This window comes from Massilia sp. CT11-137, assembly GCF_047302885.1.
Lineage (GTDB): Bacteria > Pseudomonadota > Gammaproteobacteria > Burkholderiales > Burkholderiaceae_D > Telluria > Telluria orientalis.
On the sequence record NZ_JBKYMP010000002.1, the window covers coordinates 3,540,931 to 3,563,069 of the forward strand.

22 protein-coding genes and 1 pseudogene are annotated in these 22,139 nt (G+C 64.4%); 14 read left to right on the forward strand and 9 right to left on the reverse strand.

All coding sequences use genetic code 11. The features are described from left to right. Positions 1 to 24: 24 nt before the first annotated feature. The 4 genes and pseudogenes from ACEN98_RS32570 to ACEN98_RS32585 all read right to left on the reverse strand — a co-directional run. Positions 25 to 627 (reverse strand): 2-dehydro-3-deoxy-6-phosphogalactonate aldolase, encoded by a 603-nt coding sequence (locus ACEN98_RS32570; RefSeq protein ID WP_413388969.1) that lies wholly within the window; start codon positions 625 to 627, stop codon positions 25 to 27. Beyond that, positions 624 to 1,532 carry a 2-dehydro-3-deoxygalactonokinase gene (locus ACEN98_RS32575; protein ID WP_413388970.1) on the reverse strand — a complete coding sequence of 303 codons (909 nt, stop codon included), beginning with the start codon at positions 1,530 to 1,532 and terminating at the stop codon, positions 624 to 626. Before ACEN98_RS32575 ends, ACEN98_RS32570 begins: the two co-directional genes overlap by 4 nt. Before the next feature lie 9 nt (positions 1,533 to 1,541). Beyond that, on the reverse strand, positions 1,542 to 2,516 hold the full coding sequence (locus ACEN98_RS32580) for a LysR substrate-binding domain-containing protein (RefSeq protein ID WP_413341668.1): 975 nt from the start codon (positions 2,514 to 2,516) through the stop codon (positions 1,542 to 1,544). A 240-nt stretch (positions 2,517 to 2,756) separates the two neighbouring features. Beyond that, a pseudogene (locus ACEN98_RS32585) lies at positions 2,757 to 2,918 on the reverse strand (NADP oxidoreductase coenzyme); the annotation flags it as partial. A gap of 11 nt (positions 2,919 to 2,929) precedes the next feature. Here ACEN98_RS32585 and ACEN98_RS32590 point away from each other — a divergent pair. The 6 genes from ACEN98_RS32590 to ACEN98_RS32615 all read left to right on the forward strand — a co-directional run bounded on the left by ACEN98_RS32590 (position 2,930) and on the right by ACEN98_RS32615 (position 6,761). Next, positions 2,930 to 3,517, forward strand: coding sequence for an alpha/beta hydrolase (locus ACEN98_RS32590; RefSeq protein ID WP_413388971.1), 588 nt, complete (start codon positions 2,930 to 2,932; stop codon positions 3,515 to 3,517). Positions 3,518 to 4,123: 606 nt separating this feature from the next. Then, a complete protein-coding gene (locus tag ACEN98_RS32595) occupies positions 4,124 to 4,372 on the forward strand; it encodes a hypothetical protein (RefSeq protein WP_413388972.1) in 249 nt (82 codons plus the stop codon). A 110-nt stretch (positions 4,373 to 4,482) separates the two neighbouring features. After that, entirely contained in the window at positions 4,483 to 4,806 is a 324-nt protein-coding gene (locus tag ACEN98_RS32600; protein ID WP_413388973.1) for a hypothetical protein, read from the forward strand. Between the two features lie 579 nt (positions 4,807 to 5,385). Next, complete coding sequence (locus ACEN98_RS32605) at positions 5,386 to 5,736, forward strand: transposase (protein ID WP_413389124.1); 351 nt, start codon at positions 5,386 to 5,388, stop codon at positions 5,734 to 5,736. Positions 5,737 to 5,946: 210 nt separating this feature from the next. Continuing rightward, complete coding sequence (locus ACEN98_RS32610) at positions 5,947 to 6,324, forward strand: VOC family protein (protein ID WP_413388974.1); 378 nt, start codon at positions 5,947 to 5,949, stop codon at positions 6,322 to 6,324. A gap of 101 nt (positions 6,325 to 6,425) precedes the next feature. Beyond that, positions 6,426 to 6,761, forward strand: coding sequence for a hypothetical protein (locus ACEN98_RS32615; RefSeq protein ID WP_413388975.1), 336 nt, complete (start codon positions 6,426 to 6,428; stop codon positions 6,759 to 6,761). 74 nt (positions 6,762 to 6,835) lie between these two features. Here the strand turns inward: ACEN98_RS32615 and ACEN98_RS32620 are convergent, their stop codons facing one another. Beyond that, positions 6,836 to 7,609, reverse strand: coding sequence for an SDR family oxidoreductase (locus ACEN98_RS32620; RefSeq protein WP_413388976.1), 774 nt, complete (start codon positions 7,607 to 7,609; stop codon positions 6,836 to 6,838). 70 nt (positions 7,610 to 7,679) lie between these two features. Then, on the reverse strand, positions 7,680 to 8,828 hold the full coding sequence (gene dgoD, locus ACEN98_RS32625; protein ID WP_413388977.1) for a galactonate dehydratase: 1,149 nt from the start codon (positions 8,826 to 8,828) through the stop codon (positions 7,680 to 7,682). A gap of 154 nt (positions 8,829 to 8,982) precedes the next feature. On the opposite strand from dgoD, the gene ACEN98_RS32630 reads away from it, so the two are divergent. Both ACEN98_RS32630 and ACEN98_RS32635 read left to right on the forward strand, forming a co-directional pair. Further along, positions 8,983 to 9,195, forward strand: a complete 213-nt coding sequence (locus ACEN98_RS32630) for a hypothetical protein (RefSeq protein WP_056125605.1) — start codon at positions 8,983 to 8,985, stop codon at positions 9,193 to 9,195. A gap of 84 nt (positions 9,196 to 9,279) precedes the next feature. Beyond that, positions 9,280 to 10,461: a sterol desaturase family protein gene (locus ACEN98_RS32635; RefSeq protein ID WP_413388978.1), complete on the forward strand. Its 1,182-nt coding sequence runs from the start codon at positions 9,280 to 9,282 to the stop codon at positions 10,459 to 10,461. Positions 10,462 to 10,465: 4 nt separating this feature from the next. On the opposite strand, the gene ACEN98_RS32640 is transcribed toward ACEN98_RS32635, so the two are convergent. Further along, positions 10,466 to 11,587, reverse strand: coding sequence for a PepSY-associated TM helix domain-containing protein (locus ACEN98_RS32640; RefSeq protein WP_413388979.1), 1,122 nt, complete (start codon positions 11,585 to 11,587; stop codon positions 10,466 to 10,468). A gap of 94 nt (positions 11,588 to 11,681) precedes the next feature. Between ACEN98_RS32640 and ACEN98_RS32645 the strand changes: the two genes are divergently transcribed. The 4 genes from ACEN98_RS32645 (at position 11,682) to ACEN98_RS32660 (ending at position 17,480) form a co-directional block, all read left to right on the forward strand. Beyond that, positions 11,682 to 13,700 carry a TonB-dependent receptor gene (locus ACEN98_RS32645; RefSeq protein ID WP_413388980.1) on the forward strand — a complete coding sequence of 673 codons (2,019 nt, stop codon included), beginning with the start codon at positions 11,682 to 11,684 and terminating at the stop codon, positions 13,698 to 13,700. Positions 13,701 to 13,740: 40 nt separating this feature from the next. Beyond that, positions 13,741 to 15,033, forward strand: coding sequence for a hypothetical protein (locus tag ACEN98_RS32650; protein WP_413388981.1), 1,293 nt, complete (start codon positions 13,741 to 13,743; stop codon positions 15,031 to 15,033). A 24-nt stretch (positions 15,034 to 15,057) separates the two neighbouring features. Beyond that, positions 15,058 to 16,152 carry an acyltransferase family protein gene (locus ACEN98_RS32655; protein ID WP_413388982.1) on the forward strand — a complete coding sequence of 365 codons (1,095 nt, stop codon included), beginning with the start codon at positions 15,058 to 15,060 and terminating at the stop codon, positions 16,150 to 16,152. A gap of 110 nt (positions 16,153 to 16,262) precedes the next feature. Further along, positions 16,263 to 17,480: a hypothetical protein gene (locus tag ACEN98_RS32660; RefSeq protein WP_413388983.1), complete on the forward strand. Its 1,218-nt coding sequence runs from the start codon at positions 16,263 to 16,265 to the stop codon at positions 17,478 to 17,480. Between the two features lie 4 nt (positions 17,481 to 17,484). Here ACEN98_RS32660 and ACEN98_RS32665 read toward each other — a convergent pair whose 3' ends face one another. Beyond that, positions 17,485 to 17,883: a VOC family protein gene (locus tag ACEN98_RS32665; protein WP_413388984.1), complete on the reverse strand. Its 399-nt coding sequence runs from the start codon at positions 17,881 to 17,883 to the stop codon at positions 17,485 to 17,487. Between the two features lie 95 nt (positions 17,884 to 17,978). On the opposite strand from ACEN98_RS32665, the gene ACEN98_RS32670 reads away from it, so the two are divergent. Then, entirely contained in the window at positions 17,979 to 18,920 is a 942-nt protein-coding gene (locus ACEN98_RS32670) for an NAD-dependent epimerase/dehydratase family protein (RefSeq protein ID WP_413388985.1), read from the forward strand. Here ACEN98_RS32670 and ACEN98_RS32675 read toward each other — a convergent pair. Beyond that, complete coding sequence (locus tag ACEN98_RS32675; protein WP_371764667.1) at positions 18,910 to 19,203, reverse strand: H-NS family nucleoid-associated regulatory protein; 294 nt, start codon at positions 19,201 to 19,203, stop codon at positions 18,910 to 18,912. The genes ACEN98_RS32670 and ACEN98_RS32675 overlap by 11 nt on opposite strands. Before the next feature lie 226 nt (positions 19,204 to 19,429). Here ACEN98_RS32675 and ACEN98_RS32680 point away from each other — a divergent pair, with 226 nt between their 5' ends. Further along, on the forward strand, positions 19,430 to 22,102 hold the full coding sequence (locus tag ACEN98_RS32680) for a PAS domain S-box protein (RefSeq protein ID WP_413388986.1): 2,673 nt from the start codon (positions 19,430 to 19,432) through the stop codon (positions 22,100 to 22,102). Positions 22,103 to 22,139 lie beyond the last annotated feature (37 nt).

Sequence of the window (22,139 nt, forward strand, 5' to 3'; positions counted from 1 at the left end):
GGCGGCAAGGTTCCGCCCCGGTGCTCACCCGCGCCAGGCGTCGGCGAACGCCCGCGCACGCGCAGCCAGGTCGTCCAGCCCCACGCCGGGCGCAAATAGCTGGCTGCCGATGCCCGCGCCCGTCGCGCCGGCCGCCTTCCACGCCGGGATCTGTTCGGGCGTGACGCCGCCCACGGGCCACAACGGCGTACCGGCCGGCAGGACGGATTTCAACGCCTTCAGCCCCGCGGGGCCGATCGATTCGGCCGGGAACAGTTTCAACGCATGGGCGCCCGCATCCAGCGCGGCGAAAGCTTCCGTGGGCGTCGCGATGCCGGGCGCGCACAGCATGCCGGTTGCGCGCGCGTGCGCGATGACGACGGGATTGCAGTTCGGGGACACGAACAGGCGGCCGCCCGCCTGCGCGACGGCGTCGACGTCCGCCACGCTCAGCATCGTCCCGCCGCCGACGATCGCGTCCGGCGGGGCCATGTCGACGAGGATGCGGATGGCATCGAGCGCGCCCGGCCGGTTCAGCGGCACCTCGAGCAGCCGCCAGCCGGCGTCGAACAGGACGCGGCCGACGGCACCGGCGTCGGCGGGATCGAGGCCGCGGAGGATCGCAACGAGGGGCAAGGCAAAATTCATGAAGGAATCCGGTCGAGGAAGCGCGCCAGCGCGGCGCAATACACGCGGTCCGGATCGAGGCCGGCCAACGTGGTGCCGAAATGGCCGGCCGCACGCGCGTAGCGGGCCCGCAGCAGGGGCGAGCCGATGCAGGTCGGCGGTACGACGCCACCCGTCAGTCCGACCGCGGCGACGAACTCCGTCCCGACGAGCAGGCCGCTGACGAACGAGCGCGCCTGCGCCGCCGGCATGGCGCCCGAGACGACGCGCGCACGGACGCCGAACAGCGCGTTCGACAGCGGCGCGCCGCGGCGGGCGGCATCCAGGCCAGCGACGAATGCGCCGTCGTCGTCATGCGCGCCCGCCATCAGCGGCGCCAGCGTGCCGTGCGCGGACACCATCGCGAACAACTCGCCCGTCATGAACGTGGCGATGCGGCGGATGACGCCGTCCGCGAGATGCACCCACTTGCTGTGCGTGCCGGGCAGGACGAACCAGCCGTCGCGCCGGCCCAGCGCCACGGCGCCCAGCAACTGCGTCTCTTCGCCGCGCATGACGTCCACGTGCTCGCCGCGCTGCACGTAGCCGGGCACGATGAAGCACGGACGGCCGGCGCGCGGGTCGTCGACGCGGACCACGTGGTCGGGCAGCGCGTCCAGCGGCACGCCGATGTCGAGATAAGGCACTTCGCGCCAGCCCTGGGCGCTGCCGACCATGCCGGAGGCGACGGCGGGAATGCCCGGATCGACGCCCATCTCCGCCACGAGGGCCGCGAAAGAGCCGGCGAAATCGGGGCGCACGGCGAGCATGCCCTGGTCGTCGGCGCGCGTGGCGAGGCAGGTGCCGGCGGCGTCGACGAGATAGGCGCGGCGGTTGCTCGAGCCCCAGTCGATGCCGAGCAGGCGGTGTGATGCGGAGGAAGCCATCGCGCCAGCTTACACCGATTTGATGTACGTGACGCGCGCCGTCGGCTTGGGACGCGTGGCCGTCTCGCGCAGCGCGCCGAGCATGGCTTCCGCCGCGGGCGACAGCTGGTGATGGCGGCGCGTGATGATGCCGTAAACGTCCATCCGCAGATTCAGTTCGTACGGCAGCATGGCCAGCAGGCCGCTATCCAGGTAGGGCTTGACGAGTTCCACCGACATGGGCGCCACCATGTCGCTGCCCAGCAGCAGCGTCGTCACGACGGGCAGCTCGGCCGTCGACACGGTCTCCGCGGGCTGCTCGAGGCCCTGCGTGAGGAACAGCGCCGCCATCCGGTCGCGCACCATGCTGCCGGCGGGGGGCACGATCCACGCCTGCTGCGCGAGTTCGGCCAGGTCCAGGCCGCGCGCGCCCAGCAGCGGGTGCCCGGCGCGCACGATCAGGCTGTGCGGCTCGTCGGTGATCGGCTCGAAGTGGAATTCGTCGGCAATCGAACCGTCCACGACGCGGCCGATGACGATGTCCAGGTCCCCGGCACGCAGGCGTTCGACGAGCTGCTTGCTGCTGCCGACCTCGATCGACACGTTCAGGCGCGCATGCCGCGTCTTGAGCAGGGTGACGGCGGCCGGCACCAGCGTGGTCGACGGCGTCAGGATCGCCCCGACCGCGACGCGCCCGCGCAGGCCGGACATCAGTTCCATCACTTCCTGGTACGCGGCGTCCATCTCGGCCAGCGAGGCGCCGGCGCGGCGGATGAGCACCTTGCCGTACCACGTGGGCTCGACGCCGCGCGGCAGGCGCTCGAACAAGGTGACACCCAGCGCATGTTCCAGCTCGCCGAGCAGTTTCGAGGCCGCCGGCTGCGTGAGGTTCGCGGCCTGGGCGGCCTGCATGATCGATCCATGCCGGCCCAGTTCGACAAGCAGGACGAGGTGGCGCGTCTTCAGGTAGGCGCGGACGAAGCGGTCGGAGCGGGGATCGGACATGGCGGTGCGGCGTGGGCCTTGAAAGTTTCCACAATGATAGTTGCCGATCCGCTCAGGGTCAAACTCGGGAATACGACTTAGTGCGGCTACCAACACGTTTTGTTACTCCGACGACAACGGCTCGGTACACTGAGCCGTGATCACCGCCCGCTACCGGCCAAAAACGGGCCCACGCGCGCGCCCGTTTCCGGTTGAACGAAGTGCCACTTACCTGCCAGCACCGTCCGCGCTTAGATCAGATCAGTCGAACTTGACGAGGTCCTTGAAGATCAGCTGCCCCCAACTTTTCCCGCGCGCATGCACAAGTAGACCGCCTTCGGAAAGTCCGCCGAGCTTTACCGGCGAGAAACCGAGATGTTCCGCAAGCGCAGCGACCTCCGATGCGGCGTCGTTATCTTCACTCGTACACGGCGATGGCAGGGGCCGCCGGATCGGGCAAGGGCCACCAGTTCCTCGAGTTCATCCGTAAGGAAGCCGCGCCGCTAATCGAAACCACCTACCGCGCCGAACAGACCAACCGCGTCCTCGTCGGGGCTTCGCTGGGCGGCTTGTTTGCGCTCGGCGCCGCGTTGAAAGATCCGGATTTCTTCAACGGGTATGTCGCCGTAAGCCCGGCTGTCGTCTGGGATAACGGTGCGCTGTTCAAGCTTGAGGAGGCATTCGCCAAGCAGAATCGGCCGTTCAAGGCGCGCATGTTCATTTCGGCCGGTTCGCTCGAACCCGTCCAGTTCCGGGGACCGATCGAACTGTTCGAAAAACAGATCGGAACACACGGCTACAAGGGCTTGGAATTGCAGAGTTATACGGTGGAGGGAACGGACCACGGTACCGTCAAGCCCGAAAGCTATCTTCGCGGCCTGAAATGGGTGTGGCAGGGCGCCAGTAAACGCCGCGGTGCGGGCATAGATACGCCCGACACAATCTCATCCGAAGCCAACGAAAGAGATTGGAAACTGATCGCGTGGGGATGTCCGCTTCGGGTCGGCAGCGGCCTGTGGTGACAGTCCGCGACTCCTACAGGTCGGCAGCCTGCTATGCTGATTCGAACGGCCGGGTTCGGCCAAGAGCGGACATCCAAGAGAGGACGTTATGGAAAGAGTTGTGGGCTTACGAGAATGTGATCGATGTGGTGCATCGATTACCGCGTTTTGCCCGTCACTTCCCACATTTTCATCAATCGGCAACTACCTCCAAGGCCCTCGAGATGCACTTGAAACGAAAATCGCTGACCTAGAGGGAGTCTCGAGGGAAGTCGTACGCGAATATATGAAACATAGGATGTTTGCGGAATGCGGAGCAGTCCTTGGAATTTGTTGGAAGTGCCGGCACCGTCTCGCTACCAGACGGGCGAAACAGTGTCTTAACTGTCACGCGTCGTGGCACCAGGAACGTAACAGCATGGACTGAGCTCGGTTGCCGCTAGTGGTCGCCCGAAAGTAGCTTGATATCGCAATGCGTGGCGTCGGAACGTCCGCTACGGGTCGGGTCCTGACGTTCACCAACCGGCGCTATCCGGACAAGAGTGAGCATTGCTCCCGCCGTGTTTTCCTGGTGGCGCTTCACACGCCGTAGAATGCTGCTTTGCTCTACAAGTATGGAGTTTTACCATGGAAACAATCGACAAGCGTTACCTCGTCCAGCAAAACAAGCGCACTGGCGACGGCAAGACGGCGCCCGTCTTTGCCAGAGTCATGCGTAGCAAGGAAGGCAAGTTCGAAGGCGTGTCATTTATTAAAAATAAAGAAAAAGCAACCGTCATGACAGCCGCGGAAGCTCAGGAAGTGGTCACGTGGGCAGCAAAGAAAAAGGAAAATGCCCAACAGTATGAAACTAAAGTTATTTGTGTGGGTCAGTAGCCGCATGTAGATTCTTGTTGGGTCTGAGCGTTCATAGTCGGCCGGGTTCGGCCAGGAGCGGACCTAGTAACGTACGGGGCAGCGCCTCGGATCAAATGAGCCGGAACAACATGGAACCGTCTAAACCCATTGAGCTTCCGTTCACTCGTGACTCAGTGATTCGTGTGCTTACCTACGGCGCTAATCCGGAAACCAGCCCGTATAGTCACAGCCAGATCGCGGAGTGGTGTGATCGTTTCTGGTGTCAGTATCTGAATATCGACGCTGAACCTTCAATCGAAGCGTTACTGCATGTGCTGACCGATATCGAAACGCAGTGGGACCTCTATCTTTCGAACACATACTCGATTGAGGAGTTGCGCTCAAAATCGTTTGATAGCGAGACTATGCCAGTTCAATGGTTTCGCGACTGGCTCAAGGAAATCGAGAAATAAGACCCAAACATCTACTCTGGGTCGACAGCTGCCGGTCGTGACAGTCCGTGACTTTTTCACTTCGACAACATGCTATGCTGAACCGAATGGCCGGGAGCGGCCAGAAGCGGCCACCTGGAACACGTTGGAGGACAAGGCTGTGAATAATGAAGATCAGGGCGAACGCATGTCATCCAAGCTGCCAGTCGTAGCCATCCTCCTCGGCTCTATCGCTGCCTTCATAACAGCGGGTGTGGTGTCATGCTCCACACCAGATGGCAACCTCGTCGTGACTTTGGTGCCAGCACTGGCAGTCGGTCTGACTGTCTTCGAACTTGCATTGCGGCGCGTCCGTCGTGGCGGGTCGAAGTGACTAACCCGGGATTCGTTCGAGGGAGACCTGGGCCTGTTCAGACCGCACGTCTGATCGACAAAATTCGGCCAAGAGCGGACGCACAAACGTAAAGTAAGAAACCGGATGCGAATATTTTCAAGGCCGTCATACCGAGGAATAATGCTGATCTTGATGTTGAATGTCATTTGAATCGCCACGACAATTGTAGACAGTCCTGAGCCATAATTCTGGGTCAAGGAGAAGATATAAGTGGAAAGCGGTACACGGAGGAATTCAAAATCGCGGCGGTCAAGCAGGTGGCAGAACGTGCTCACCCGGCGAGCGAGGTGGCAGAACGCCTTGGGGTGAGCATGCCCAGCCTCTACACCTGGATGAAGCGCTACGGCGTGCCTGAAGAGGAGCGCAAGGCGGTGAATTCCCAGGCAGAGGAATCTACAATCCGAAGCGCCGGCACAGCTTCAGCAATGACTTGTCGCCGATGGAGTACGAAAAGCAGTATTTTCAGCGGCTGTCGAGTGTCTAGAAAACTTGTGGCGATTCAATATGAAGAAAAATTTTCACCAATTATTTGTAGATTCCCTCACGAAGACACGTGAGCAGATTTACGAAGAATCATCCAAGGACCAGCGTGTGATTTATTGGCTCAGCTTAGCTGTTGTGATCGGCGTCATCGCAGCGATTTGGTTCTCGGCATAGGCACCGTGCCGACAGGCCGTTGACCTTTATGACCGTCGGCATTGGGTCGTTCCTGCCGTACAATGAACGGCCGAGATCGGTCAGAAGCGGACTTATCAAACAAGGAAAATATGCTGCATCACCTGTCTATTGCGGTCTCTAACCTTGACCGGTCCTCTGCCTTTTATGACGCGGTTTTAAAACCCCTGGGGTACATCCAAGTCTTTGCTGACGACGAAGCCGTGGGTTACGGGTATGAAGGTGGTGACGATAAGCTGTGCTTGAAACGCGTAACGCAAGTCATAGTTCCCGGAGACGGCTTCCACTTGGCGTTTACGGCTACTGCGCCAAACCAGGTACACGAATTCCATACTGCTGCGCTACTCCACGGTGGACGATGCAATGGTGCACCAGGGCCACGGCCGGAATATGGCGATGGCTACTATGCAGCCTTCGTTTTCGATCCCGAGGGGTACCGGATTGAGGCTGTCATTAATTTGACAGCCTGACGGCTACACCGCGAACGTCCGGTTCGGGTCGACTGCTGCCATAAGATGAACTGCTGCGTTCGGGTACAGGCGAACGTACCGCCGTCCGGCTTGGAGAAAAAATGACGAAAGTCGCAGCTGAAGCTGAATGGATCGAAAGCCTTGCTCCAGATCTTGCAATCCGTTTCCTGGCAAGGCTCAGTTGGGAGATAACGATCACCGGGCGAAGTAGTTATGAGGCCGGCACGGATGAACTGGCCAACCCGCGCCAGCTTCGTCGGGTCAATGAGATTCAACATAGGGTCACTGCATGTCTTTCTCAGCTACTCGAAGGAACATGCCCCGAGGGATTCACGCAATCGATAGCCAAGTGGGTACTCGCAGAACCGGACGACGAGTTGAGGAGCCTCCTGCAATGGTCGTGGATCAAGTCAAGAAAATACGTTGCTGCGAAATGACCGCGTTGGGTCGATAGCGGACGTACAAGGTCCCAGTCCGAGCACCAGGAAAGCGGCCAGGCTTCTAGTCACTCCTAGTCGTGATACACCTGACTCCTGCCCCCATCCACCAGCAAATCCGCCGCATTCACGAACCGCGCCTCGTCGCTGGCAAGGAACAGCGCCGCGTTCGCGACGTCCTTCGGCTCCCCGATCCACCCGCACGGCAGCAGCGCGGCCTGGCGCCGGCGTTCCGCGTCGGGATCGGGGCAGCCGGCGAGCCACGCCTCGATCCGCTCCGTCATGATCAGGCCGGGCGAGATCGAATTCACGCGGATGCCGCGCGCCGCGTACTCGACGCCGAGCGACCGCGTGAGGCCGATCAGCCCGTGCTTCGCGACGGGATACGGGAAACAGCCCTTGATGACCTTGTGGCCGTGCACGGACGCGATGTTGACGATGCTGCCGCTGCCTGCCGCCAGCATGGACGGGAGCACGGCGCGGCACGCGTTCCACGCGCCTTCCAGGTCGAGCGCGAGACAGCGCCGCCACCCCTCCGCATCCAGTTCCAGCGGATCGGAAAACACGTTCACGCCGGCGTTGTTGACGAGGATATCGACCTGCCCGAAGCGTTCCAGCGTGCGTGCCGCCAGCCGCTCCATCGCGGCGGGATCCGTGATGTCGGCCTGGACGAACAGGCTGCGTGTCCCGCCCAGTTCCTCGCGCAGCGCCCGCGCGGCCGCGTCGTCGACGTGGCTGTTGATCACGACGCGCGCACCTTCCTCCACAAAGCGCCGCGCGACGGCCGCGCCGATGCCCATGGTGGAACCGGTGACGATCGCCACCTTCCCTTCGAGTCTTCCGTTCATCTCTTCCTGCCGCTTCCCTGGCCCCGCATGTTTTTGTATGACATGCATCGTACACCAGCGGCAGGCCGGACTACCACTCCGCGACGCTGCCGTCGGCGTGGCGCCAGACGGGGTTGCGCCAGTCGGGCGCCGTGCGGCTCGCCTCGATCACGCGTTCTTCGTCGATCTCGACGCCGAGGCCCGGCTTCGGCAGCGGCCGGATCCAGCCGGACGACAGGCGGAAGTCTTCCTTGTTCTTCACGTAGTCCAGCAGTTCGGCACCCTGGTTGTAGTGGATGCCCATGCTCTGCTCCTGCAGCACGGCGTTGTGCGCGACGAAGTCCACCTGCAGGCACGACGCCAGCGCCACCGGCCCGAGCGGGCAATGCGGCGCGAACGCGATGTCGTGCGCTTCCGCCATCGCCGCGATCTTGACGCATTCCGTGATGCCGCCCGCGTGCGACAGGTCCGGCTGCACGATGGCGAGGCCGCCCCGCTCGAACACGCGCTTGAAGTCGAAGCGCGAGTACATCCGCTCGCCAGCCGCCAGCGGGATCGACGTCGCGTCGGCCAATGCGCGGTAGTACTCGTCCTGCTCCGCCAGCACCGGTTCCTCGACGAACAGCGGCCGGTACGGCTCCAGCTCGCGCAGCAGCACCTTCGCCATCGGCGCGGACACGCGGCCGTGGAAGTCGACGCCGAATTCGATCTCGAAGCCGAACTTCGCGCGCACCTCGGCCACGCGGGCGACAGCCTGGTCGACCTTGCGCGCGTTGTCGATGATGCCCAGTTCTTCCGTGCCGTTCATCTTGAACGTGTCGAAACCGGCTTCGCGCAGCGCGGCGATGCCGGCGATCAGCTCGGCCGGACGGTCGCCGCCCACCCAGCTGTACGTCTTCATCCGGTCGCGCACGAGGCCACCCAGCAGCTCGTACACAGGCTGCCCCAGCACCTTGCCCTTGATGTCCCACAGTGCCTGGTCGACGCCGGCGATCGCGCTCATCAGGATCGGGCCGCCGCGATAGAAGCCCGCGCGGTACATCGTCTGCCACAGGTCGTTGATGCGGCCCGGATCCTTGCCGACGAGGTAGTCGGACAGTTCGTGCACGGCCGCCTCGACGGTGCGTGCGCGCCCCTCGATGACGGGTTCGCCCCAGCCGGTGACGCCTTCGTCGGTCTCGATCTTCAGCAGCATCCAGCGCGGCGGGACGCGGTAAGTGGTGAGTCGGGTGATTTTCATGGCGGCCAGTGTAGCCGCGCCCGGGCCGCCGCATGCATGCGCAATCGCGGGGGATCTATACCGTTCCGATATAGACGCCGGCCAGGCCAGTCCGCACCGGCTGGCCGAGGTGGAAATTCCTTTACACTGGACCGCCAACCGAAAGGAGTCGCAGATGAGGTTCAACATTTACGGCCGCTTCCAGGTCGACGTCCGGCGCGAGAACGACGCCTGGGCCGTGTATCGCGCGGTTCCCGGCAAGCGGACCCCGTTCGAGGAGGTCGTCATCCCAGCGGACGTGCCGGCGGACGAACTGGCGACGTGGCTCGACGATATCTTTCACGAATATGCCGGGCACGGGGACATGGTCGAACCCATCCCCGATTGAAGGCCACGTGACAATCCGCGCCTTTTCGCGCGACGCAAAATGCTATGCTCCGCCGGCCCTGATCGCCGAGAACGGATCGCATTCATGAAAATTTTGACCAAGCCCGCGCGCGCCGCGCTCGACGACGTCACGGACGCCGTCTCCGCTACCGCCGACATCCTGCAACAAAGCGGCCGCCTGGAACCCGGCTACGGGCTGGCCAGCGGTGCGCTCGCGTTTTTCCTGGCCGTGCTGTGTTTCCTCGGCGTGCTGGCCTTTCATTTTCCGCAGTATCTGACGACCCCGGAGCTGCGCCAGAAATACGATCCGGACATCATCCGCTCGATCATGTTCGCGGCCATGGTGCTGTCCGGGTCGATCAGCCTGCTCAACGTGATCTTCAAGCGGCGCCGCAGCATCAACGGCATGGCGGCGGCGCTCATTCTCTTGACGCTGGCGCTGGGCGGATCGCACGTCCCCGTCGCCGATTTTCCCGACCACACGCCGTACATCGGCCTGGACTGGTTCATCCTCGATCTCCTCGGCTCGACCCTGATTTTCGCGGTGATCGAGAAGGTATTCCCGCTCTATAAGGATCAATTGCTGTTCCGCCGCGAATGGCAGACCGATCTCGTGCACTTTGCCGTCAACCATTTCATCGTCGGCCTGGCGCTGCTGACCGTGAACTTTGCCATTCACCGCCTGTTCGGCTGGATGGCGAGCGACACGATCCAGAATACGGTGCAATCGATCCCGTTCCTGCCCCAACTGCTGCTGTGCATCCTGTGCGCCGACCTGGTGCAATACTGCACCCACCGCGCCTACCACGAGATTCCCTTCCTGTGGCGTTTCCACGCCGTGCATCATTCGGCGAAAACGATGGACTGGCTGGCCGGCTCGCGCCAGCACATGGTGGAACTGATCATCACCCGGGTGGGCGTACTGGGCGCCCTGTACGTGCTCGGCTTCGAAAAGAACGTCATGGACGTGTACATCGTCGTGGTCGGATTCCAGGCCGTCTTCAACCACGCCAACGTGCATTTGCCGTGGGGCCCGCTGAAATACGTGATCGTCACGCCGGATTTCCACCACTGGCACCATTCGTCGGACGACGCGGCCATCGACAAGAATTACGCCGCGCATTTCGCGTTCATCGATCACATCCTGGGTACGGCCGTCAAAGGCCAGACGGGCTTTCCCGAGAAATACGGCGTGGTGGGCGATTATGTACCGGACGGTTTCACCAAACAGTTGATGTTTCCGTTCCGGTCCCGGAAGGACGACTGAACCGTCAATTCACTGCGGTCGTCACCGGCGCACGCCCGCGTTTGCGCGCCTCCGCCCGTTTCCTTGCGAGCCTGTTCCTGACCCACATCCAGCCGCCGGACAGGGAGATCAGCGCGAGCGACAGGCCGAGCAGGACGTTCAGCACGCGGGTCGCCATCCCGCCGTATGCGCCGGTGTGCAGCGGATAGAACCACGCGTTGATGCGCGTGGCCAGGTTCGATTCGAGGACGTTGTCGGTCCGCAGCAGCCTGCCGTCGTACCGGTCGAAGTGGACGAACGTGCGGCCGATCTGGTGGATTTCTCCGGGCAGCCGCATGCGTACCGTCACCGCGCCTGTCGGCGTGGCGGGCATCATCAGGCGCGTGACCCGTCCGGCGGGGAACGTCGCCTCTGCCCGCTGGACCATCGCGTCGAGCGACGCGGGCGGTCCCGCGCGGGATGACGAGGCCGGCGCGGCCTGTTTCGCCCCTGCGCCGGTGAAGGCGACCAGCAACGGCTCCGTCAAGACGCCGGGCAGCGCCAGCGCGGCGCCGCTACCGGCGATCACGACGAGGAACACGCCCGTCACGATGCCCGCCACTTTATGAACGTCCAGCCAGACACGCGCCGCACCCGCATCCCATTTGACGGTCAATGCCTGGCGCCAGCGGCCACGCCGGGGCCACCACAGCCAGACGCCCAGGACGATGAGCAGCACGGCGGCCAGGCCGAACCCGCCGATGACCGCCCTGCCCGCCTCGCCCGACAGCAGGTTCGTGTGCAGGTCGACGAGGATGCCCATCAGCGAATCGTGCGTGTCGCGCAGGCCGAGCACGCGGGCGTCGTGCGGGCCGAGGTACGCCCGCATGCTGCTGCCCCGGTACCAGACCTCCACCGCGTCCCCGGGCGACTCCGGCAGGACGAGCATGCGCACCGGGGCGCGCGGCCAGGCGGCGCGGGCCCTGGCCGCCAGGGTGTCGACGCCGGCGCCGCCCGGCCGCGGCTCGACACGGCGCAGCTCGGGGTGCGCGGCCCGGTCGATCTCGCCATCGAAGGTAATGACGGCGCCCGTGATGCCGCTCATGACGAGCACGACCACCGCCGTCAGCCCGACATACCGGTGTAACCATGAGATGAATCTGCGCATACCGTTCCGTTGTTTCAATGCGAATCATTCTCATTATAATTTACAGTCCAATTTATGTGGGGTAAGATCCAACTTTTCTTTCTATCAACACTTGATGATGTTTTTTCGTAAGAAGACGGTCGTTCTCGCCATCGGACTGTGTTTCGCGCTGTCGGCACGCGCGCAGGACACGGCAGACATCGCTGCGGCGCCGGCGATGACGGTCGGTGTGGTCACGGTGGTCGGCAAGGCAACGGGGCCGCTGGCCACACGCAATGTCCTGACGTCGGTCGACCTCCTGGACGAGAGCAAGATCGCGACACAGGCAATCAGCCACAACTGGCAATTGTTCGGCCAACTCCCCGGCGTGATGCTGACGCAATATGGCCAGGGCACGACGTCCGGCAAGATTTCGATCCGCGGCTTCACGGGCGAAGGCGAGATCAACGCCGTCAAGCTGCTGATCGACGGGATACCCAGCAACAGCAACGACGGGATGATGCCCTACCTCGACCTGGCGCCGCTGCTGGACATCCGCGCCGTCGAGCTCGTGCGCGGCACGAACGATCCCCGCTACGGCCTGCACAACATCGCCGGCAATGCCAACGTCGTGACGAAGATCGGCGGCAATTACGGCGCGGCGCGCCTCGGCTACGGCAGCTTCGACACGCGCGACGCGCAGGCGGCACTGGGCATCGACCGCAATGGTTTCTCCCAGAACTACGCCGCGAGCTGGCAAAGGACGGACGGCTACCGCGCCCACTCGGATGCGGACAAGTCCACCTTCTCCGGCAAATGGTTTTATTCGCCCGACAACGGCACGAGCCGGTATGGCCTGATCGTGCGCCACCATGAAGTGCGTGCCGACGAACCGGGCTTCCTGACGGCTGCGGAAGCCCGCGCGGACTGGGAACAGTCGATGCCGCACAACGCCACCGACCGCGGCACGCGCCGGATGGACCAGGTGGCCCTGCAGGCCGAGACGGCGCTCGGGCGCCAGCTGTTCTGGGCGGCGCAGGTCTATCACAATGCCCTGAACGACCACCGCTACGTGACCTTCTCCGCCGGGGCGCGCCAGCAGGAACGCACGATCGAGGAAAACCACACCGGCGCCTCGACGACGTTGACGTGGCGCCCGACCGGCCAGCTGCGTGTCGTCGGCGGGCTGGACACGGAGCGCCAGGACAACGCGAGCCAGCGCTGGTTCACGGCGAGCGCGGTGCGGCAATCCCAGACCCGCGACCAGCAGTTCGACCTGAACACGGCTGGCGGGTTCATCCAGGCGATCTACAAGCCGGCCGCCGCACTCACCATCACACCGGCGCTGCGCGTCGACAAGCTCACCGGCAGCTACACGAACCTGCTGGACGGCCGCGTCTACGGCATCAACGACTATGGATTGATCCGCCAACCGAAGCTGTCCGCCGTGTACCAGGTCAACGACGCCTGGTCCGTGTACGGGAACGTCGGCCGCACATTCCAGATCGGCATCGGCACCGCCACCTACAAGGTCAACCAGACCAGCGACCTGTCGCCGTCGATCAACGATGGCTGGGAGACCGGCGTCAAGTTCCGCCCTGCGCAAGGCGTGGAAGGCCGCCTCGCGGTGTGGGAGCAATATGCGTCCAACGAGGCCCGGCGCAAGATGAACGACCCGGCCAACGATGCCGAGAACATCGGCGAGACGCGGCGCCGGGGCGTGGACCTGCAGCTGAACCTGCGGCCGACGTCGCGCCTGGGCGTGTGGGTGGGCGCCGCCGTGCAACGCGCGCGCATCGTCAAGGCGGACGACGCGTCGATCGCCACGCAGGGCAACGAGATCGATCACACGCCGCACCTGCTGTACAACGCGGGCGCGGACTTCAACGTCAGCGACGCGCTGCGCTTGTCCGGCTCGATCAATGGCCAAAGCAATTACTTCCTCGACCGGACCAACACCACCGGCAAGTTCGGGGCGTATTCCGTCGTCAACCTGTCGGCCGCCTACCGCCTCGGCAACAACCTGGACGTGGAGCTCCAGGTCCGCAACGTGGCGGACCGCTACTACGACTACGTGTGGCACGACGGCGCGCAGTCGCTGCACGCACCGGGCAGCCCGCGCAGCGTCACTCTGATGCTGACCAGCCGCTTCTAGTTGAGTCACATCAAACGAGCTTCAGCGTCGTAGCGCATGCTTGACGGGTGTGCGCCAGCCACCCCGTCCCCGGACGGGGGACTTCGGCGACCTTTTTCATCCCGGAAATCTTGGTCCAGCCATGAAGAACAAGCGCTCTCCGTCGGGTTTCTCGATCTCGTTCTTCCTGGCGTTCCTCGTCGCGCTCTTCCTGTTGTTCACGCCTTTCGAAGAATCGGGAACCCGCGCCACGATGCTGCCCAAGTATCTCGCGGCCGGCGTGGCCATGGCGGCCATGTCGCCTCTGGTGTTCCTCGGGAAGATCCGGGTGAAACTGCCTTCCCTGCTCGTGGCGACGCTGCTGTTCACACTGGTTTTTCACGTGGTCGTCGTCAAGCCGGTGCCACCGCAATTCGTCCTCCTGATCGCCGCCAACCTGGCGTTGGCCATCGCCATATTCGAAACGCGATTCTCGTACCGGAGGGAATTCGAGGCGGCGCTGGCATGCCTGATCGGGATCAACGTACTGACGCTGACCATTCAGGTGATCCTGTACTATTTCGTCACGCATACGATCTACGACGTTCATCAACTCGTGTTCGGCACGGAAAGCCGCGTCACCGAGGAATACTTCAACATCGCCCGCTTTGCGGGCCTGCATGTGGAGCCCGGCACCTACACCAACTACGTATCGTGCATGCTGGCCATCTACGCATTTTCGGCCGAGTTCAGCAAAAAGCTCATCGTCGTGGCCGTCGGGACCATCATTTCCGTCCTGATGACGCATGCCGCATCCTCGATCTTCTTCGTTTCCGTGCTGTTGCTGCTGCTCGGCTGGCTGTGGCGCAAGCGCATCGGCTTGCTCGAAATCGTCATCGCACTGTCCGTCGTCGTTTTCTACATTTACGCCTCCAATTTCATCGACCACCTGATGACCCGCTTCGGCGGCAACGATCCCAGCCTGTCGTTCAAGATGCAGGGCATAAACACATACCTGGATGCCGGCGTGGAAGAGAAATTCACGGGGTTCGGCTATGGAACGGATCCTTGCATCGGATGCCACTACCAGGACATCGGCGTCATCCTGAACCTGGTCAGCCGCGGCGGCATTATCGTGACGTTGCCGCTGGCGCTGATCCTGCTGCGCATATTCGCTCTGCACGGCATCATCCTGGCGGCGATCATCGTCCTGATCCCCGCGTATTGCATCATGTATTTCTACGAGGCCCCGATCTGGATATTCCTCCTGTTTGCGATCTCGAGCAGGCAGATGCTGGACAAGCGCGTCCAACCACGGACGCGAAGTACGGCACCGGGGGCCATCGCGCCCGCGGGCATGGTCGCGCACCATTGAATCCGCCGCCTGGAGGTTCACGCCATGACACGCACCAGAGTCAACGAAATCGATCTTCTGCGATTCCTGGCGGCGCTCTCCGTCGTCTTTTTTCACTACGCCTACCGTGGGCCGGCCGGCGGCTTCTCGGCGATGCCGTACCCGCTGCTGGCGCCCGTCGCCGAGTATGGCTTCCTCGGGGTCGAACTGTTTTTCATGATCAGCGGATTCGTCGTCCTGATGACCGCGGCCGCCAGCGCGCGCCTGCGCGACTTCTGCATCTCCCGCGTCGTGCGGCTCTACCCCGCGTTCTGGACCTGTTGCACGATCACTTTCCTGGCCAGCATCTCACTTGCCGCGCCACGCAACGTCACGTTCGGCCAGTACGCCATCAACATGACGATGGTCGCCGACCTGTTCAGGGTGCCGTTGCTGGAAGGGGCTTACTGGTCGCTGCTGGTCGAGATCCGGTTTTATGCACTGGTGGCCGCGCTCCTGGTCATCGGAAAGATTCACCAGGCGCAGCGCTACCTCGTCATGTGGCTGCTGGCATGTATCGCGCTCGCACTCCTCGCGCTGTTCCCGGATGCGTGGCTGCCGGCAGGTGCGCTGCATGCCGTCCGCACCCTGCTGATCTTCGATTACGCGGCGTATTTCATCGCCGGTGCCACCTGCTTCCTGATCTGGAAACAGGGTGCGGCCGTGAGCAGGCTGACGGTACTCGCAGGCGCCTGGGGCCTCGCCCTCTTCCAATCGGAAGTTATCCTGCGCAAGGTGCGCGCCGAGAACGCCATGTCGACCTTGAACGGCGCTATCGTCATCGGCATCCTGACCTTGTTCTTCCTGGTGATGCTGCTGATCGCATTGGGCCGGACGGGCTCGATCGCCCGCTATCGCTGGCCGTTGGCCGGGGCGATCAGCTATCCGCTGTATCTGCTGCACCAGAACATCGGCTATCTGGTGTTCAATCGCTTCTACCCGACGGTAAGCGCCCATCTGCTGTTCTGGGGCATGATCGCCGCCGTGCTGGGCGCCGCGTATGGCGTGCACGTCCTGGTCGAGCGGCGGTTCGCCTCGCGCATGAAAACTTACCTGACCGGCGCGTTGACGGGTTTGCCAGCTCCTGCAGCGAAGAAATGAAACCGCGGCATTCTCGTCGTGACCATCCGTGAGAATTTGTATATCGTTCTCTTGCTATCCTGCATGCCGTGGCCACTCCGGCCAGGCTTACGATAGAAAGAGATCGAACTGTGTTCAACATACCTGCCACCGTATCCACACGCCGTGCCATCCTCGTCGCGGCGGCCGCCACGTTGTTGACGTCGTGCGGCGGTGGAGGCGGCTCATCGGATACGACAGGCTCTGGCACGCCGCCGGTGAATAACCAGGCCATCGTCCTGTTGGCCAAAAACCCAACCGGCAACTACGTCAGGGCCGGCATCGCGGTCGGCCCGGACGGCACATTGTTTGTGGCGAACGACGCCAATGCCACGATTTTCAAACTGACGCAGGACGGCGTCGTGTCAGACTTTGTCGGCAAGGATGGCGTGCCTCCGGGGACGGACGGCACCGGCAACGCGGCAGGCTTTACGAAGCAGATCTCGCAGCTTCTTTTCGATAAGAACAGCCAGGTTCTCTACGCCCTGGACGGCTCGGGCTATCAGTCTTATGACGGGTCGCCTGCCGTCGCCCTGCGACGCATCACGCTGGACGGGGTGACCAGCACGATGTCGCTGTCGAGGTTCCCGACGCATGCGCCCGCCAACCGCCTTCTGCCGCAGAGCCTGGGCGACAATCCGTCCACGCTGGCACTCGGCCCCGACGGCACGCTATATGCCACGACCGCGGTCATGGTTGGCGGCGGTTCCAGCAGCCCGGCTACCGGGAGCCACGAAGCGCAACATCGAGGCTGGCGGACCGTCGACCGCAACGGCGGCGGCCGCCTCCTGTTCGTCCAGGAGTCCGGCTCGGTCGTGCCGGGCTATTCCGACCCAAGCCCTCCTGTGACCTATCAGTACCCGACCGACTTGAGCGCCACCGCCGGCATGCTGGGCGAGTACTTGAGCGGCCTTGCGGTGGACCGCGCCGGCAACGGATACATATCGGACTACCTCCGCCACATCATCGTCAAGGTCACACCGGACGGCTCGGCCAGCATCTTCGCGGGCACTGCCGACAAACCCGGCGCGGCCGATGGTGCCGGCACGGCGGCGCAATTCAACGGGCCGAGAGAGATGGTGATCGACAAAGCGGACAACCTGTACGTCGTCGACGGCGGCAACCAGACGATCCGCAAGATCACGCCGGCCGGCGTGGTGAGCACCGTCGCCGGCCAGGTCGGCCTGTGGCAGACGCGCCCCGGCCCCCTCCCCGGCGGCCTCAACAATCCAGGAGGCCTGGCGATCGACGACAAGGGCCGTCTCTATGTGACCGTCGCCGACGGCGTGGTCCGCGTACAGCTGCCGTGACGGGTCATTCCCGCGGCGCCGTCCAGACCAGGTTCCACAGATGGCCGTCGAGGTCCTCGAAGCCTTGGTCGTACATGAAGCCATGATCCTCGGGCGGGTGCGGAATCCGCGCACCCGCCGCTTGCGCGCGGGCGATCAGGCTGTCGACTTCCTCCCGGCTTTCGCAGCTCAGGCAGATGATCACCTCGTTGGCATCACGCGCCCGCACGGCCGGCTTGTTGATGAGGGATTCAAAGAACGCTTCCGTCATCAGCATGACGTGCAGGGTGTCGTCCACGACGTTCATGAACAGTGCATTCTCGTTGCTGTAGCGGGAATTGAGCGTAAAGCCGAGCGCCGAAAAGAAGGCCTTCGAACGGTCCAGGTCCTGCACCGGCAGGTTGAAGATGATTTGCTTGTTCATGATGTCCTCTTGTCATAATGTTGGTTGGAAAACCTGTCCTGCATCCTGACGACGAACGGCACCCCACGAGATCGACATCGAACATGCAAATTCTCTTGACTGGCTCTTCCGGCTGGCTTGGCCGATTCCTGTCCCCGCTGCTGCGGCGGGCGGGCCACGTCCCGCTCGGCCTCGACGTGGCGCCCGGGCCGCACACCGACGTGGTCGGCAGCGTCGCCGACGCGCCCCTGGTCCGGCGCCTGTTCGCCGATTACCGGTTCGACGGCGTGATCCACGCGGCCGCGCTGCACAAGCCCGACATCGCGCGCTATCCGCGCCAGGCGTTCGTCGACGTGAACGTCACCGGGACGCTCAACCTGCTGGAGGCGGCGGCGGCCCACGGTACGAGCCGGTTCGTATCCACGTCGACCACGTCGCTGATGATCACGCAGGCCATCCGCGACGAGACCGCGCCCGCCGCCGCCTGGCTGGACGAGACGAGCGGACCGCTGCAGCCCCGCAACATCTATGGCGTGACCAAGCGCACGGCCGAGGAGCTGGCGCGGCTGTTCCACGCGGAGCACGGTCTCCCCGTGGTCGTGCTGAGGACGGCACGGTTCTTCCCGGAAGACGATGACACGCACGACCATCTTGCCGGCGAAAACATGAAGGCGAACGAATTCCTGCACCGTCGCCTGACCGTCGAAGACTGCGCGCTCGCGCACCTCGCCGCGCTGGAGAAGGCGCCGGCCATCGGCTTCGGCCTGTACGTCGTGTCGGCGCCGACGCCCTTCGGCCGCGCCGACGCGGCCCTGCTGAAGACGGACGCGCCGGCCGTGATCGCCCGGCATTTCCCGGACGCGGCCAGCCTCTACGCGGCCCGGGGCTGGTCGCTGCCGGCCAGCATCGGCCGCGTGTACGACGCGGCCGCGATCGAACGCGACCTGGGGTTTCGCTGCCGGACCGACTTCGCAGCGGTCCTCGCCGCCCTGCGCGAAGGCCGCCCGCTGCCGTTTATCCACGATCCGGCTTACACGTCGCCGATGCTCAGATCTTGAAATCGTCCAGCGACCGCCCGCTGGCCAGCGCCTCGGCGATCCAGCGCGGCTGGCGCCCGCGGCCCGTCCACGTCTGGCCGCTGTCGGCCGGGTTGCGGTAGCGCGGCACCGCGGTCTTGACCAGCGCGTCGAGCGGGATGCCCGCGTCGGCCGCGAGCGCGTGGATGCGGTCGCGCGCCCGGTCGCGCTCGTCGCGCGCGCGGCGCTTGATCTCCTGCTCGATATCGAAAAACAAACCTTTCAGTTCGGCGAGGTCATAGCCGTTGAGATCGATCGGCGCCATGGGGAAACATCCTTTGCCAGGAAGGGAACGCGGACCTCCATTTTACTATGTCGGCGCCCGCGCAATATGTGAACTGCAACGTAGTGGCGGCGCCACATTCCACAAAAGTGAAACTTTCCGTGAGGAATTTAGTGTTACCATTCTTCCGGACACTCGCCCCAACCCCCGGCGAGCGCCTTCCTTGCGGCCCCTGCCCCGCCGCCGTTCACACCACCTGGAACGGCCCATGCTGATGACCAAGACGATCTCGGAAACTTCTCGCCTCGCGGCACTGACCGCGCTCGACCTGCTGGATACCCGGCCGGAGCCCCGCTTCGACCGCTACACGCGCCTGGCCGCGATGACCTTCGGCGTGCCCATCGCACTCATCACGCTGGTCGACGACAAGCGCCAATGGTTCAAGTCGCGCTGCGGCCTGGACGTGGAACAGACGGCCCGCGAGGATGCCTTCTGCGCCCACACCGTGGCACAACGAGAGATGTTGGTCGTCGAGGATGCGGCCGCGGATCCGCGGTTCGCCGACAATCCGCTCGTCACGGGCGGGCCGCACATCCGTTTCTATGCCGGGCAGCCCGTCTTCTGCGACGGCCAAGCCGTGGGCACGCTGTGCATCGTCGACCGCAACCCGCGCCGTTTCGACGACGCGCAGCGCCAGTGCCTGCGCGACCTGGCCGACCTGGTCGAGGTGGAACTGAACCAGGCCCGCGTCACGACGGCGCGCGTGATGGCCGAGCAGGCCCTCAAGTCGCTCAACGCGGAACTGGAGCTGCGCATGTCCCAGCGCACGGCGGAACTGGAAACCCGCCTCGCGGACCTCTCCACGGAAATCGCCCACCGCAAGGCGGCCGAGACGCTGCTCCGCGATGCCGAAAGCTGGACCCGGGCGGTCGTCGCGACGTCGTACAGCGCGTTCGTCGGCACCGATCCCGAGGGCCGCATCACCGAATGGAACCCGGCCGCCGAACGGATCTTCGGCTGGAACCGGAGCGAGGCAATGGGCCGTCCGCTGACGGACCTGATCGTGCCGGAAGAACTGCGCGCGGCGCACGCCGCGGGCATGCGCCGCTTCCTCGAGACCGGCTGCGGCACCGTCGTCGACCGGCAGATCGAGCTGCCGGCGCTGACCGCGAGCGGCCGCCGCATCGCCGTCGAAATGAAAGTCGGCGCCTACGAATGGCAGGGCCGGCGCTGCATCGGCGCGTTCCTCGACGACGTCTCCGAGCGCAACCGCACGCGCCAGCAGCTCGACGAAAAGCAGGAATTGCTGGATGCCGTGCTGGAATCGATCGACGTCGCCGTCGTCGCCTGCGACGCCGAGGGCAACCTCACGTTGTTCAACAAGAAGGCCCGCACGCTGCACGGCCTGGACCGCGCCTGCGTGAAGACGGCCGGCTGGCCGACGCATTACGCCCTGTACGAAGCGGACGGCCACACGCCGCTCGCGCCGGACGAAGTGCCGCTCGCGCGCGTCCTGCGGGGCGAGGTCGTGCGCGAACAGGCGATGGCCATCGCGCCCCCGGGCCGCCCGGCTGCCACTCTCCTGGCCAGCGGCCGTCCGCTGAAGAGCGCCAACGGGCGGATGCTGGGCGCCGTCGTGGCGATGACCGACATCACCGAGCGCAGCACGGCGCGCGAACAGCTGGAAGCGAGCGAACGCCGCCTGCGCGCCATCACGGAAAACCTGCCGGCGCTGATCGGCAAGGTCAACGCGGCGGGCAGGTTCGTGTTCCTGAACGGCCGCGCCATCCAGTTCTACGGCAAGCCGGCCGAGGCGCTGATCGGCCACGACGTGCGCGACGCCTATTCGGAACCCGAATACGCGAAGCTCGAACCCCACCTGCGCCGCGTCCACGCGGGCGAATGCAGCACGTTCGAGGACGTCATCGAGGTGAACGGCCGCCAGCTGTATTACCAGTGCATGTTCGTGCCGCAGCGCGCACTGGACGGTACGCCGGACGGCTATTACGCGATGGCGTTCGACATGACCGCCCGCAGGCTCTCCGAACTGCGCCAGGCCGAGAGCGAGGAGCGGCTGCGTACGATCACCGACAACGTGCCGGTGCTGATCGCCCACCTGGACGCCGATCGCCGCTATGCGTTCGCCAACGCCGTGCACGCATCGTGGCTGGGCGTGCCGCCTGAGCGGATCCTAGGCCTCACCGTCGAGGAGGCGTTCGGCCCCGCCTTTTACGCGCCGCAGGCCAGGGCGCTGGAACAGGCCTGGCTCGGCAACGCGTCGCAGTGCGAACACGAGATCGTGCGCAAGAACCACACGCGCATCGCCCACTCGACGTTCCTGCCGCAGATGCGCGACGGCCGCGTGGCCGGCGTGTACATCCTGACGACGGACGCCACCGCCTCGCGCATGCACGAGCGCAGCCTGCATGCGCTGGCGCACACGGACCCGCTCACGCAGCTGCCGAACCGGCGCCGCTTCGAGCAGGCGCTGGAAGGCGCCGCCAGCCGCTCGCGCCAGGGCGACCGCGATTGCGCGCTGCTGTACCTGGACGTGGACTTCTTCAAGCAGATCAACGACCGCTACGGCCACGCGACCGGCGACGACGTGCTCGTGGAATTCGCGCGCCGGCTGCGGACCAGCGTGCGCTCGACGGACCTGGTCGCACGCCTGGCCGGCGACGAATTCACGGTGCTGCTGCACGACGTGCGCAGCGAGGCCGACGTCGAACGCGTCGCCCGCAAGATCCTGGACGCGATCGCGGAACCGTTCGCGCTGGCCGGACGCACATTGAAAGTCGGGACGACGATCGGCATCGGCCTCGCGTCCGGCGGCAGCGTCGACCCGCGGGCGCTGATGGAAACGGCCGACCGCGCGCTGTACGCCGCCAAGGAAGCCGGCCGCCACACGTACGCGGTGCTGCACACGGGGGAATACGCCTGACAGGCTGCCGGCAGCGCCCGGCGCACGCCAGTGTGCA